The sequence below is a fragment of the Exiguobacterium sp. EA-TM-5 genome, from assembly GCF_053878415.1.
Map to the genome: position 1 here is coordinate 1,206,605 of NZ_CM132670.1, position 13,500 is coordinate 1,220,104.

Below are 13,500 nucleotides of genomic sequence, written 5' to 3' on the forward strand. Positions count from 1 at the left end.
AACGAGAATTCGTTCGGGATTTCATGTATTAGAAGACTTGTTCGACTTCAACGACGCCAGCGACTTCTTCAAGAAGGGCACGTTCGATACCGGCCTTCAATGTGATTGTTGAACTTGGGCAGCTACCACAAGCTCCCATCAAACGGAGTTTTACGATTCCGTCTTCTACATCTACGAGTTCAACGTCTCCTCCATCACGAAGAAGGAACGGACGCAATTTTTCAAGAACTTCATTCACTTGATCAAACATTTCCATGCGTAAACACATCCTTTCGTATAGTTTCATTGTAACAGGGTTGAAAAATGTTCTCAATCTGGAAAACTTGTATACTAAAGAGGAGTGAATTGAAAAGGGGGACTTCAAGATGGAAATCACGGTTTACGGAACAGCAGTCACTTGTCCGAGTTGTGTCGGGGCACCCAGCTCGGAAGAGACGTTCAGCTGGTTACAAGCCGTACTCGGGCGGAAATATGAGCAAGCGATGACGTTACGTTATATCGATTTCGAGACAGCAGCAGCGGATCAATGGACGGAAGCGCTGAAAGAAGATGTCTATTTTTACCCGTTGATTGTTCTAGATGACGAGATGATTGACGAGGGGTACGTTAAATTAAAGACGATCACGGCGGCGATCGATGCGAAGTTAAGTCAGGCGGGGTGAACGAAAAAAGAGGTATCCCGAGTCGGATACCTCTTTTACTCATTTAATCTTTTTATGTTTCCATAAGACACCGGACTTCAAGAGACGTGGGACTTTTCCTGTCAGCGCCTGTTTACCCATGACGATTCCGAACCCGTCTGATTTTCCGAGTGATCCGAGCATTCCGCGCAGTTTGATTTCTGGCAACTTCGGTAATTTTTTACCTTGCCACTTGGCTTGCAAGACATCAACGACTTGTTCTGCCTGATGTTCTGCGAGTTGACCACTTGGTGCATACGGTAGACTTGCGCAATCACCGATGACGAATAGATTATCGTATTCCGGTACATGATGGTGGTCTGTTAATTTGATTCGACCACCACTGTCCGCAGCAAAACCGAGATCGCGAACGACTTTGACCGGTTGTGTACCCGCCGTCCAAATCGTTAAGTCGGATGGGTACGTATCGTCGCCGTTACGCACGTCGTCTGCCGTGACGAGCGTGACGTTCGAATTGTTGATGACTTCAACGTCATGCTCCTCGAACCATTCTTGAACGTAAGAAGAGACTTTGTCCGATAAGAACGACAAGACGGATGGTCCGCGGTCGAACAATCGGATCGTTAAATCTTTCCGGCTCTCGTGCAGTTCACTGGCAAGTTCGACACCGGATAGACCAGCGCCGACGATTGAGACGACAGACCCTGGTGAGAGTCCGCAAATGGCTTGCTGTGTCTTTCGTGATTCTTCAAGTGTCTGGATGCTATATGTAAATTCTTGAGCACCCGGAATGTTATGGTATTTATCCTCGCAACCGAGAGCGATGATCAAGTCATCATAAAATAATTCTGATCCGTCCTGCAGATGGACCGTGTTCGTCTCGGGTGAGATTTTGATGACATGTCCATATTTATAGGTAAGATGTTTCCCCTCCGGAAATTCAATCCGGACATCCCGATCTGATAATGTACCTGCTGCGAGTGCATAATATTCCGTTTTGAGTGCGTGGTACGGTAGACGGTCAACGAGCGTGACGGCAACTTCCTCGTCCTTGAATCGCTCACAAATCCGCATTCCACCATATCCTCCGCCAAGTACGACCAATTGCTTCATAACGTAAAATCCCCCTTAGTTCCCCTAAATCAGTCTGACCTTGTATAATACGACATGAGGCAGGTCGTTTCCTGCTTGAAGGAGGAAAAAAAGTGAATCCGATTATTGAATTTTGTATTAGTAACTTAGCGGCTGGTACACAGGTCGTCATGGAACAACTCGAACGTGACCCGAATGTTGACGTCGTCGAATACGGTTGTCTCGGCTATTGTGGTATTTGTTCGCTCGATCATTTTTGTCTCGTTGATGGTGAGACCGTCGTAGGCGAAACACCGGAAGAGTTGCTCGAGAAGATTTACCTGAAAATCGAAGAGAATGAGCTGTGAGCATAGCTAAAAAATCCCCTCGTTCGTTTGAACGAGGGGATTCGTGTCCGTCAGCGGGCGCAGCTTTTCGGATTAAGCAGATTGTTGACGGCGCATCATCCATGGTCGTAGTTTCAAGAACAATGGAATGAAGAGTGCCGAGATAAACAGTGCCTTGATGACGTTAAACGGTAAGATACCGGCTGTGATCGCTGTCCATTTGACAGCTGGATCCGCCATATAGTCCATACCTAGGAACCATGCATACGCTGGAAGGATCAAGATATAGTTGAGGATCGCAAGACCAAGTGCCATCGTGATCGTACCAGCGACGAGACCTGTTGCGAGACCTTGTGTTGATTTCTTTTTGTGGTAGAACCAGCTGACAGGTAGTACGAATGCAACGCCTGCAGCGAAGTTAGCGAATTCTCCGACCGGAACACCACTTCCGCGGAAGATATAGTACAACACGTTCTTCAATGCTTCGACGATGACACCTGCGACCGGTGAGAACATGATCGCTGCGACGAGAGCAGGAACATCACTGAAGTCGATCTTCAGATAGTTCGGTAAGAACGGTAGTGGAAAATTGATAAGCATAAGAACAAACGAGATTGAACCTAACATTGACAGAGTGACCATTTTTTGTGTGCGTTTCATACGAGTATTGTCTCCTTTTGCTCGTTCCTCTCGATGAAGTATTGGCATGACTGCGACCATAAAGAAACCCCCATTGATGAAATCAACAGGGGAGAAGTCCGCATTAAATAAACCTAATCGATTATTGCAAAATCGATCAAATTCAAACTCATGCCGCCATCTTCTCCCATCCAGACTATACTGTCGGCTCCTGAATTACACAGAATCAGCAAATAGCGCCCTATTCGCTCGCGGGCTTCAACTCATATGAGTTGTTTACCGCCGGTCGGGAATTTCACCCTGCCCTGAAGATGGAACGATTATTTTATTGTACATACCATTTATACAACGAATTCAAGATGGTTTCAAGCAACTAGGTTTCGATTCGCTCAAAAGTTGCGTATACTAAAGAAAAGGAAGGTGATGACATGATCCATTTAACGGAGGCAGCAGCGTTACAAGTCCAGGACATGATGGCGCAGGCACCAGCAGATGAACGAAATCTTCGGATGCTCGTCCAAGGTGGTGGATGTAGTGGTCTGTCGTACGGAATGGGATTCGATCAACAAAAAGAAACGGATCTCGTTTTCGAACAGCACGGCGTGACCGTCATCGTGGACGAAAAAGATTATCCGGTCGTCAAAGGACTGGAAGTCGATTATAAACAGTCAATGCTTGGCGGTGGATTCACGATCACGAATCCGAATGCCATCGCAACATGTGGTTGCGGAACTTCATTCCGTACGGCAACGAATGCCGGTACACCGGGTGGTTGTTGATTGATACAATCGTGGACATCGTCCACGATTTTTTTATTGTCTACATACAGGAGACCTGTTCCGTTGACTCGAAATATTACAGAGAGTGAATGCTACTACGAATAGGGAGGGCTTCAGGATGAGAAAAGTATTGATCTTCGGGGGAACACGTTATTTCGGACGGCGCTTAGCGATTCGCTTAGCCGATTCGGGAGATGATGTGACGATCGTCACACGCGGCGAGCATACTCCACCAGTCGCGAAGGGCTTGACATTCTTTAAAGGAGACCGGACATCAAGCAGTACGATGAAGGACTTGAGTCAACAGCACTGGGATGTCATTTATGACAACATCTGCTTCACGCCGTATCAAGCCAAGCTCGCAATCGACGCATTTGAAGGAAAAGTCGGACGGTATGTATTGACGTCAACGATGTCTGTTTATGAAGACGGTGGAGCGAATATTACGGAACGCGCCTACAATCCGTTTCCCGGAAAATATGATCTTGAGAAGGAACATGGTTATGGGGAAGGAAAGCGCCAAGCGGAGAGTTATTTCTTTCAACGGGCGACGTTCCCTGTGGTTGCCGTTCGTTTTCCTGTTGTCCTCGGACCAGATGATTATACGGAACGGCTTGTCTTCCATATCAAAAGGGCGCTTGACGGTCGTCCGATCGTTGCTGAAAACACGTATGCAAAAATGGGCTATATTTCGAGTTATGAAGCAGCAGCTTTTCTTGAGTGGTGTGGTCGTTCCGAGATGACAGGTCCGATCAATGCTGCAAGCGACGGTGTCCTATCGATTGAAGATCTGATGGATAAGATTGACCGTGTCGCAGGAACAACGAGTCAACTCGTTAGCAAAGGGGAGGATGAGTCGCCCCTAGCGCCAGAACGTGATTTCTATATGGACACGACAGCTGCGAAACAAGCAGGGTATCAGTTCCAGCATATCGATGACTGGCTCGATCGTTTGATTGAAGAGGAGGTGCGTAATCACCAATGATGCAGTTGATGAAGCCAACCCTCGCATGGGAAACAGAGTACCGCGCTTTTTTAGAAGACTGGCGAGAATCGGGCGAAACGATCGTACCGGAAGCGGTCGGGGATACGTATGAGCCGCTCTCAACCTATTTCGCGGAGGTTAAAGAAATGGAAACGACAGTCAGACCGGGTCTTGTCACGCATTCGACGTATTGGATGGTCGATGGACAACGAATCGTCGGAGCATTGAATTTTCGGCATGATTTGACGGAAAACTTGAAATTGTATGGCGGGCATATCGGATATGGTATTCGACCATCCGAGCGTAAGAAAGGCTATGCGACGACAGGTCTTCAGCTTGCGCTTGAAGAAGCGCGTAAACGGGGACTTGATCAAGTGCTATTGACCTGTGGTGTTGATAATCTCGCATCGCGTCGTGTCATCTTAGCGAACGGCGGACAGGAAATCGAACCGACTGTTCGCAACGGGCGCGAAACACGTCGCTTCATCATTGCGTTATGAAGATTCGTGAAGCACGTCTTGAAGAGGCGTCGGCCATTGCTCGCGTTCATATCAACGCTTGGCGGGAGACGTATCAAGGAATCATCCCTGATTCTTATTTAGCACAGTTATCTTACGAGAAACGGACGAAACAATGGGAGCAGACGTTAGTCGACCAACGTGTCTATATCGCTATGTCAGAAGAGGAAGTCGTTGGCTTTGCGCAAGGTGGACCGAGTCGAAGTGATGCGCGTGAAGGGGAGTTGTACGCGATTTATGTATTACGGAGATCTCAAGGACTGGGACTTGGAAAAGCGTTGTTTCAACGTATTGCTTCTGACTTAGTAGAGTATGGAACGATGCAGGTCGCTGTTTTGCAGGATAATCCAGCATGTCGATTTTACGAGCGATTCGGTGGTCAGGTCATTGAGGAATCGATGATTGAGCGCGGTGGAGTGGAGCTCGTGCAACGGGTTTACCGGATTCCAGTTCAAATGGATTGAAAGATCATACGTATGAATCGTGCTTTTTCTTCCTGTAGGAGTCGAAGATATGGGGGCACGCCCTAGCGTAATTCTATGAAAATAAGAGGTCGGGCTCCGGTATGTATTCCGGAATCCGACCTCTTATCACTTATAGTCAATTACATGTATCTTAAGAATGATTCGTTACTTTTTCGAACAAGCTAGTTGAGTGTTGCGGGTGACGAGCAGATGGGTCGACAAGAAGTTTCGCCTGATTGACAGCAATCGGAGCTTCACCGAAGCCAGTTGCAATCAGTTTGACGCGTCCTTCGTAAGTCGCGATATCACCACAAGCGAAGACGCCGGGAATCGCTGTCTCCATCTTCGAGTTGACGCGAATCGAGTTCCGTTCGAATTCGACTTCCCATTCTTTCAATGGTCCGAGTGACGAGACGAAACCGAAGTTACAGACGACATCATCAGCAGCGACGACGACGACTTCTCCACTTTCAGCATGCTTGAACGTCATCGTTTCGATGTGCGTCTCACCTGTGACCGATTCGAGCGTATATGGCGTCATGACGTTGACGGACGAATCGTGTAACAGTTCGACCGAATGTTCATGGGCACGGAACTTATCGCGACGGTGGACGAGCGTGACGGATTTTGCAATCGGTTCAAGCATCAAGGACCAGTCGACTGCGGAATCGCCGCCACCAAGTAAAACGACTTGGCGATCCTTAAAACGTTCCATGTCGTTGACGAAGTAGTGCAAGTTCGTTTCTTCGAAGCGCTCCGCGTCAGCGACGCCGAGTGGACGCGCAGCAAACGAACCGTTTCCTGCCGTCAAAATGACGGTCTTCGTATAATGCTCGCCTTTGTTCGTGACGAGGCGGATGATTCCATCATCCATACGTTCGTAAGCGATGACCGTTTCTCCGAGCACGTATGTCGGATCAAATTCATTCGCTTGTTCAAGTAGACGATCGACCAGTTCCTGCGCTTTTACTTTCGGAAAACCGGCGATATCGTATATATATTTTTCAGGATAAAGCGTAGCGAGTTGACCACCTAATTGAGGTAGACTCTCGATGACCTTCGTCTTCATCTGGCGCATTCCTGAATAAAACGCGGTGAACAGTCCGACTGGACCGCCGCCGATGATCGTGACATCATATGGTTGGTGCATCTGATTCCCTCCTAGCGTTGGATAGGTCTATTATATAGGAAATAGGGGGTTCAGGTGCAAGTGCGGGACATCTCACATTTTTTTAAGGGAATTTACATTTTTCTTTTGCAATCATTCCTAAAAAGTGTTTCAATAGGCTTATAGACATGTGAACATTATTTGAACAAAATTTTTGAGCATTCGTCTGTAATTGAATGTGAAGAAAATCACAACAAAACTACGATTCGTAAGGAGTATCAGAACATGAACACACCTAACATTGTTATTCTTGGAGCAGGCTACGGTGGATTGATCACAGCAGTCAACCTTCAAAAGAAACTCGGCGTCGATCAAGCGAACATCACGTTGATTAACAAACACGACTATCATTACCAAACAACTTGGTTGCACGAACCAGCTGCAGGTACGATGTCTGCGGAGCAAGCGCGCATCTACATTAATGATGTCATCAACCCGTCTCGCGTCAAGCTTGTCAAAGGGATCGTCGAGAAAGTCGACACGGCTGCAAAAACAGTTCTTTTACAAGATGGCGGAACAGTTCCTTACGATTACGTCGTCGTTGCTCTCGGTGGTGTTCCTGAAACATTCGGTATCAAAGGATTGAAGGAACACGCGCTGACGATCAGCTCGTTGAACAGCGTCCGTAAAATCAAGGAACATATCGATTACTCATTCGCACAGTACAAAACAACAGGATCACAAGATCGTTCACTCTTGACGATCGTCGTTGGTGGTGCTGGATTTACAGGAATCGAGTTCATGGGTGAACTCGTCAACCGTATTCCAGAACTGTGCAAACAATATGATATCCCACGCGAACTCGTTCGCGTCGTCAACATCGAGGCAGCACCAACAGTCCTTCCAGGATTCGACGCTGATCTCGTCAACTACGCACACAAATGGCTTGAGCGCCAAGGCGTCGAGTTCAAACTCGGTAACGGCATCAAGGAATGTGGACCAGGAAGTGTCACATTCGGTCCGCTTCAAGGCGACACTACTGAAACGATCGAAGCAAGCACGATCATCTGGACGGGTGGCGTCAGTGGTAACCCAGTCGTTGCAGCATCTGGATTTGAAGCGATGCGTAACCGTGTCGTCGTCGAAGAAGATCTTCGTGTTCCAGGACACGACAATGTCTTCATGATCGGTGACTGTTCAGCAGTCATGGATCCAAGTTCGAACCGTCCGTACCCTCCAACTGCACAAATCGCGACACAACAAGCACACAAAGTCGCTGAGAACATTGCAGCACTCATCACAGGACGTCAAACATCGTCGTTCACGTATGAGAACAAAGGAACAGTCGCTTCACTTGGTCACAAAGACGGCATCGGCATGGTCTTCGGTAAGAAGATCTACGGTCGCAACGCATCGTTCATGAAAAAAGTCATCGATAACAAACACTTCTTCGAACTGAAAAAGCTTGGTCTTGCGATCAAAAAAGGGAAGTTCTAAGTTCACGTTTTAGGCAAATGTACACTCGTGCATTTGCCTTTTTTGTCGGTTATACTAGAAGAGATTCAAAGGGGGAACAGTATGCATATCATTCAAGCCGTGATCGGGAGTGTTCTTTATCTCGTCATGTTCTTTAGTATCGGATTCATTTTAAACATGTTGTTGCGGAGTACATGGGTGATGCTCGTACTCTATCCGATCATCATCATCATGATGATCGACAACCAATCAACGCTCGAATACTTCACGAATGCACGTGAAGCGATTCCGAATCTCGGAGACCGGATTGCTGGTCTACAGGCAGCGGATATCACGATGTTCGCAGCTGGTTTTGCTGGAATCATCATCGCCGGTCTATCTATTCGTTTCTTGCGTAAGAGCGGTTACCAAATGTTTTAAAGTCTACTTGAGTAAGTAGGCTTTTTTCGTGTCTGAAAAACCGTTATAATAAAAACAATGTCTTTAAATAAATGTGTAAGAGCAGATTGGGTTGAGAGCGAATGGATAAACAAATGTACCACGTTATCAAGGTATTGAATAATAATGTCGTCATTTGTTCGACTGGTGCGAATCAGGAAGTCATTATCCTCGCGAAAGGGATTGGCTTCGGTCGGAAGCCAGGCGATCAACTGACAGATCTCGACAAGTTGGAAAAAGTCTACACGTTGAAGGATAAAGAAGAACAGGATCAATATAAGGCGCTCGTCGGTCATCTGGATGAGAACTTCATTGCACTGATGAACGAGATCGTTTCGATGATTGAGACCCGTTTTGGTAAACGAGTCGATGAGCATATCCATATTGGATTGACGGATCACTTGACGTTTACGTTCAAGCGACTAGAACAGGGAATGGAAGTCACGAATCCATTTCTTGCCGAAACGGAAGCTTTGTATCCGGAAGAGTATGCACTTGCTGAAGAAATCGTCGAATTCATAAGTGCTGAGATGAATTTTTACTTGCCTCCAGCCGAGACAGGGTTCATTGCACTTCATATTCATTCAGCGACGAACTTCAAAGACGTACTCGAAGTCAACCGCCATCATCAGCTCGTCGGTTTAATTGCTAGTCATATCGAACAGCGACTGGAGATTAAAATCGACCGAAAATCGCTTGATTACAAGCGTCTGATTCGGCATCTTCGTTCAGCGATTGAAAGGGTTTCCAATGGGGAGTATCTAGAGGCTCCAGAAAAAGTAGAAAAGCTATTGCGTGAAGAATATCCGCTATGCTATGATACTGCTTGGGAGCTGATGTCCATCATGGAACGTCAGTTGAAGAAAGCGGTACCGCGCGGTGAGGCGACGTATCTTACGATGCATCTGCAACGCTTAGTGCAGTACGATTCAGGTAAATGACCGCACGGACTACGTGTTACTGATACGATCAGGCATGAGTGGGATGTCGGGCAAGAAGCTTTATTTCCGTTATTCAACGGGATAAGTCTATTGTCTACAATCCGCTCGTGCCTGATTTTTTTCTGTAAAAAAACGGTCAGATGTCTGACTTTTTTCGTCTCAATCATTGGCATTATTCATCATTCTTCGCTCTTAACAGGAAAAGGAGGAAACACACATGTTCAAACAGATTTTTGCTGTTCTTCAACGTGTCGGTAAAGCGTTGATGCTTCCTGTAGCGATTTTGCCAGCTGCCGGTATCCTACTCGGATTCGGTAACGCGATGCAAAATCCGAACTTGACATCAAAACTCGAGTTCTTAAAAAATGATGCAATCATCAAGGTTGCAAAATTGATGGAAGCAGCTGGGGATATCATCTTCGGTAACTTAGCACTCTTATTCGCGGTCGGTGTCGCAATTGGTCTTGCAGGGGACGGCGCAGCCGGACTTGCAGCGATCGTCGGATTCTTGATCATGAACAAAACGATGAGCGTATGGCTCGGCGTTACACCTGAAATGGTCGCTAACGGTCAAGGATATGCAAACGTACTCGGTATCCCAACACTTCAAACTGGGGTATTCGGTGGTATCATCATCGGTCTGATCGCAGCTTGGGCGTACGGGAAGTATCATAATCTCGAATTGCCACAGTTCCTTGGATTCTTTGCTGGTAAACGTTTCGTTCCAATCGTCACAGCAGTTGTTTCATTGGTTGCAGGTCTTGTTCTCGTATTCGTCTGGCCGTTCGCGCAAGATGGCTTGAACTCGTTCTCGCACTTCATGATGGAGAAAAACCCAACACTCGCAGCATTCGTCTTTGGTCTCATCGAACGTTCGTTGATTCCATTCGGTCTTCACCATATCTTCTATGCACCATTCTGGTTCGAATTCGGTTCGTACAAGAATGCAGCAGGAACAGTCGTTCATGGTGACCAAGCGATCTTCTTCGCACAATTGAAAGACAACGCAACATTAACAGCTGGTACGTTCATGACTGGTAAATTCCCGTTCATGATGTTCGGTCTTCCAGCAGCAGCACTTGCGATGTACCACGAAGCTCGCCCTGAGCGTCGTGCGGTCGTTGGTGGTCTTCTTGGATCAGCAGCACTTACAGCTTTCTTGACAGGTATCACAGAGCCAATCGAATTCGCATTCTTGTTCGTAGCTCCAATCTTGTTCGCAGTTCACGCAGTCTTCGCAGGTCTTTCGTTCATGACAATGCAATTGTTGAACGTTAAGATCGGTATGACATTCTCTGGTGGTTTGATCGACTTCCTTCTCTTCGGTGTTCTTCCAGGACGCACGCAGTGGTGGCTCGTTATCGTCGTCGGTCTTGCACTTTCTGTCATCTACTACTTCGGATTCCGTTTCGCAATCCGTCAGTTCAACTTGAAAACACCAGGTCGTGAAGATGAAGTTCAAGAAACATCATCTGTTCAAGGTTCTGAACTTGCTGAAGGTATCCTTGATGCACTCGGTTCTGAATCGAACATCAAACACTTAGATGCTTGTATCACACGTCTTCGTGTCGAAGTTCTCGACAAATCAAAAGTTAACAAAGATGAGTTGAAAAAATTAGGTGCTGCTGGTGTCCTTGAAGTTGGTAACAACGTTCAAGCAATCTACGGACCGAAATCAGACAACATCAAGTCTGAGATCCAAGCCGTCATTGCATCACGCAAACAAGAAAAAACAGTCTAATGTTTTTAGGAATGAGTCCTTCTGTGGAAGGGCTCATTTTTTTTGGAAAAATCTTTTAGAATCGTTTTGCGCTAGAATATTTTAGGGTATGAACTAAGTAGTTTGTTTAAATAAAGGAGGGAATATACGCATGTGGAAAAACGTGTTTGGTGTCTTACAGCGGATTGGTAAGGCCCTGATGTTACCGGTAGCGATCTTACCGGCAGCGGGGTTATTGCTTGCGTTCGGGACAGCGTTTCAAAACCCGAACTTAACGCAATACTTGCCATTCCTCGAAAATGATTCGCTAGTCGTCATCTGGCGAGTCATGCAGGATGCAGGTGATATCATCTTTGCGAACCTCGGATTACTGTTTGCCGTCGGGGTCGCGATTGGTCTTGCGAACGGAGAAGGGGTCGCCGGCTTAGCAGCCATCGTCGGTTTCTTGATCATGAACAAGGTCATCAGTTCATTCTTACAGATTACACCCGAAAAAATCACGGAAGCACAAAAGGCGAGTGACTTGTCGTATGCGACGGTCCTTGGGATACCGACCTTGCAGATGGGGGTATTCGGAGGGATCATTGCCGGTTTGATAGCAGCGTACAGTTATAATAAATTCTTTAAAATCAAACTGCCTGATTTCCTCGGATTCTTTGCAGGAAAACGTTTTGTTCCAATTGCCACTGCTTTATTCAGTCTTGTCGCAGGTTTTGCGCTCTCGTATATTTGGCCACCAATCGGGACAGGCATCAATACGTTCTCAAAAACAATCATTGAAGCAAATGAACCGCTGTCTGCCTTCATCTTTGGACTCGTCGAACGTTCGTTGATTCCGTTTGGACTTCACCATATTTGGTATTCAAGTTTTTGGTTCCAGTTTGGTGAATATACGGATAAAGCCGGAACGATTATCAACGGGGATCAGCGGATCTTCTTCGCACAATTAAAGGATGGTGTACCATTCACGGCAGGAACATATATGACCGGGAAATATCCATTCATGATGTTTGGTCTGCCGGCAGCCTGTCTTGCGATGTACCATACTGTTGCGAAGGATCGTCGTAAAGCCGTCGAAGGTTTGTATTTCTCGGCTGCCTTGACTTCTTTCCTAACTGGTATCACTGAGCCAGTTGAGTTTTCATTCGTATTCGTTGCACCACTCTTGTTTGCTGTTCACGCAGTCTTTGCTGGACTTTCATTCATGATCATGGATTTATTGAACGTCAAGATAGGGATGACGTTCTCGGGTGGATTGATTGACTATACGTTATTCGGAATTTTACCGAACCGAACCTCGTGGTGGCTCGTCATTCCAGTCGGTTTAGTATTCGCCGTCATCTATTACTTCGGATTCCGCTTCGTCATCACGAAGTTTGATCTGAAGATTCCAGGACGCGAAGCAATTAAGGAGGGTGCCGCTACATCAACGGCAAAAGCAGGCGATCTTCCGTATGAGATTCTACAAGCATTCGGTGGTCCGTCGAATATCAAACACCTCGATGCCTGTATCACGCGTCTTCGGATTACGGTCAATGATAAATCAGGTGTTAACAAGGATCGCTTGAAAGAGCTTGGTGCTGCTGGTGTACTTGAAGTCGGGGATAACGTCCAAGCCATCTTTGGACCAAAATCTGACGGCATCAAGACCGAGATGGCAGATATCATGAAGGATCCAAACTATCGTCCGAAAGAGACACCGGAAGCAGATCCGATTCCGCAAGTTCCAACAGGAGATGAAGCGCGAACTTCTGAATCGGGTACAGCCGATACGGGTCCTCTCGCAGGAGATCGTGGTGGTGCTTACGTGCCACAAGATGGTTATGTCGCACCGTTGAGCGGTATCATCCGTTCGCTTGATGATGTACCGGATCAAGTCTTCTCCGGACGCATGATGGGCGACGGATATGCGATCGAACCGACAGAAGGATATGTTGTTTCTCCAGTCTCAGGTGAGATCACGACCTTCTTCCCGACGAAACATGCAATCGGAATTCTTGCGGATAATGGAGACGAAATCCTGATTCATATCGGTATCGATACCGTATCGCTCGAAGGGAAAGGATTTGAGGCGTTGGCGAAAGCTGGCGATCGTGTCGAACCGGGTACGCCACTGCTCAATGTCGACCTTGAGCAAGTGCGACCACTCGTCCCATCGTTACTGACACCAATCATCGTCACAAATAGCGGCGATCGAAAAGTCGACGTTGATGTTGGACGGACGGTCGAAGCAGGAGAAGCGATTTCGTATCGTGTAGAGTAAGAAATCAAAGTGACGGATCGTCATGAGCGATCCGTCTTTTTTTGTGTGAAAATATAGTAGAGCACATTTGATAATGAGATTTTGCACATATGATGGTACAATGAGTTAGC

Annotated in this window: 15 protein-coding genes and 1 riboswitch; of the genes, 11 read left to right on the forward strand and 4 right to left on the reverse strand. The window is 46.8% G+C overall.

What is annotated here, in order from left to right; translation table 11 throughout:
- Positions 1-28: 28 nt before the first annotated feature.
- Positions 29-256 (reverse strand): NifU family protein, encoded by a 228-nt coding sequence (locus ACV3PA_RS06240; protein ID WP_012371190.1) that lies wholly within the window; start codon positions 254-256, stop codon positions 29-31.
- A 109-nt stretch (positions 257-365) separates the two neighbouring features.
- Between ACV3PA_RS06240 and ACV3PA_RS06245 the strand changes: the two genes are divergently transcribed.
- On the forward strand, positions 366-662 hold the full coding sequence (locus ACV3PA_RS06245) for a DUF1462 family protein (protein WP_053454120.1): 297 nt from the start codon (positions 366-368) through the stop codon (positions 660-662).
- Between the two features lie 39 nt (positions 663-701).
- Here the strand turns inward: ACV3PA_RS06245 and ACV3PA_RS06250 are convergent, their stop codons facing one another.
- Positions 702-1,754 carry an NAD(P)/FAD-dependent oxidoreductase gene (locus ACV3PA_RS06250; RefSeq protein ID WP_053454119.1) on the reverse strand — a complete coding sequence of 351 codons (1,053 nt, stop codon included), beginning with the start codon at positions 1,752-1,754 and terminating at the stop codon, positions 702-704.
- A gap of 92 nt (positions 1,755-1,846) precedes the next feature.
- Here ACV3PA_RS06250 and ACV3PA_RS06255 point away from each other — a divergent pair, with 92 nt between their 5' ends.
- Positions 1,847-2,080, forward strand: coding sequence for a YuzB family protein (locus tag ACV3PA_RS06255; RefSeq protein ID WP_023469141.1), 234 nt, complete (start codon positions 1,847-1,849; stop codon positions 2,078-2,080).
- Between the two features lie 72 nt (positions 2,081-2,152).
- On the opposite strand, the gene ACV3PA_RS06260 is transcribed toward ACV3PA_RS06255, so the two are convergent.
- A complete protein-coding gene (locus tag ACV3PA_RS06260; RefSeq protein WP_029342415.1) occupies positions 2,153-2,719 on the reverse strand; it encodes an ECF transporter S component in 567 nt (188 codons plus the stop codon).
- A 154-nt stretch (positions 2,720-2,873) separates the two neighbouring features.
- Positions 2,874-3,015: riboswitch (FMN riboswitch) on the reverse strand.
- A gap of 111 nt (positions 3,016-3,126) precedes the next feature.
- Between ACV3PA_RS06260 and ACV3PA_RS06265 the strand changes: the two genes are divergently transcribed.
- From ACV3PA_RS06265 to ACV3PA_RS06280, 4 genes are all read left to right on the forward strand, one after another.
- Positions 3,127-3,477, forward strand: coding sequence for a HesB/IscA family protein (locus ACV3PA_RS06265; protein WP_053454118.1), 351 nt, complete (start codon positions 3,127-3,129; stop codon positions 3,475-3,477).
- Between the two features lie 118 nt (positions 3,478-3,595).
- Positions 3,596-4,462: an NAD-dependent epimerase/dehydratase family protein gene (locus tag ACV3PA_RS06270; RefSeq protein ID WP_456125844.1), complete on the forward strand. Its 867-nt coding sequence runs from the start codon at positions 3,596-3,598 to the stop codon at positions 4,460-4,462.
- Positions 4,459-4,962 (forward strand): GNAT family N-acetyltransferase, encoded by a 504-nt coding sequence (locus ACV3PA_RS06275; protein WP_456125845.1) that lies wholly within the window; start codon positions 4,459-4,461, stop codon positions 4,960-4,962. Before ACV3PA_RS06270 ends, ACV3PA_RS06275 begins: the two co-directional genes overlap by 4 nt.
- Positions 4,959-5,444, forward strand: coding sequence for a GNAT family N-acetyltransferase (locus ACV3PA_RS06280; protein WP_456125846.1), 486 nt, complete (start codon positions 4,959-4,961; stop codon positions 5,442-5,444). Before ACV3PA_RS06275 ends, ACV3PA_RS06280 begins: the two co-directional genes overlap by 4 nt.
- A 151-nt stretch (positions 5,445-5,595) precedes the next feature.
- Here ACV3PA_RS06280 and ACV3PA_RS06285 read toward each other — a convergent pair whose 3' ends face one another.
- Positions 5,596-6,594, reverse strand: a complete 999-nt coding sequence (locus tag ACV3PA_RS06285; RefSeq protein ID WP_053454114.1) for an NAD(P)/FAD-dependent oxidoreductase — start codon at positions 6,592-6,594, stop codon at positions 5,596-5,598.
- A 243-nt stretch (positions 6,595-6,837) separates the two neighbouring features.
- On the opposite strand from ACV3PA_RS06285, the gene ACV3PA_RS06290 reads away from it, so the two are divergent.
- The 5 genes from ACV3PA_RS06290 (at position 6,838) to ptsG (ACV3PA_RS06310) (ending at position 13,390) form a co-directional block, all read left to right on the forward strand.
- Positions 6,838-8,049: an NAD(P)/FAD-dependent oxidoreductase gene (locus ACV3PA_RS06290; protein ID WP_053454113.1), complete on the forward strand. Its 1,212-nt coding sequence runs from the start codon at positions 6,838-6,840 to the stop codon at positions 8,047-8,049.
- 81 nt (positions 8,050-8,130) lie between these two features.
- The gene (locus ACV3PA_RS06295) at positions 8,131-8,448 is read left to right on the forward strand and encodes a YuiB family protein (RefSeq protein ID WP_053454112.1); all 318 of its coding nucleotides are present in this window, start codon (positions 8,131-8,133) and stop codon (positions 8,446-8,448) included.
- Positions 8,449-8,549: 101 nt separating this feature from the next.
- Positions 8,550-9,407, forward strand: a complete 858-nt coding sequence (gene glcT, locus ACV3PA_RS06300) for a glucose PTS transporter transcription antiterminator GlcT (protein WP_268023458.1) — start codon at positions 8,550-8,552, stop codon at positions 9,405-9,407.
- 217 nt (positions 9,408-9,624) lie between these two features.
- A complete protein-coding gene (gene ptsG, locus ACV3PA_RS06305; RefSeq protein WP_023469131.1) occupies positions 9,625-11,148 on the forward strand; it encodes a glucose-specific PTS transporter subunit IIBC in 1,524 nt (507 codons plus the stop codon).
- A gap of 130 nt (positions 11,149-11,278) precedes the next feature.
- On the forward strand, positions 11,279-13,390 hold the full coding sequence (gene ptsG, locus ACV3PA_RS06310) for a glucose-specific PTS transporter subunit IIBC (protein ID WP_456125847.1): 2,112 nt from the start codon (positions 11,279-11,281) through the stop codon (positions 13,388-13,390).
- Positions 13,391-13,500: the final 110 nt, after the last annotated feature.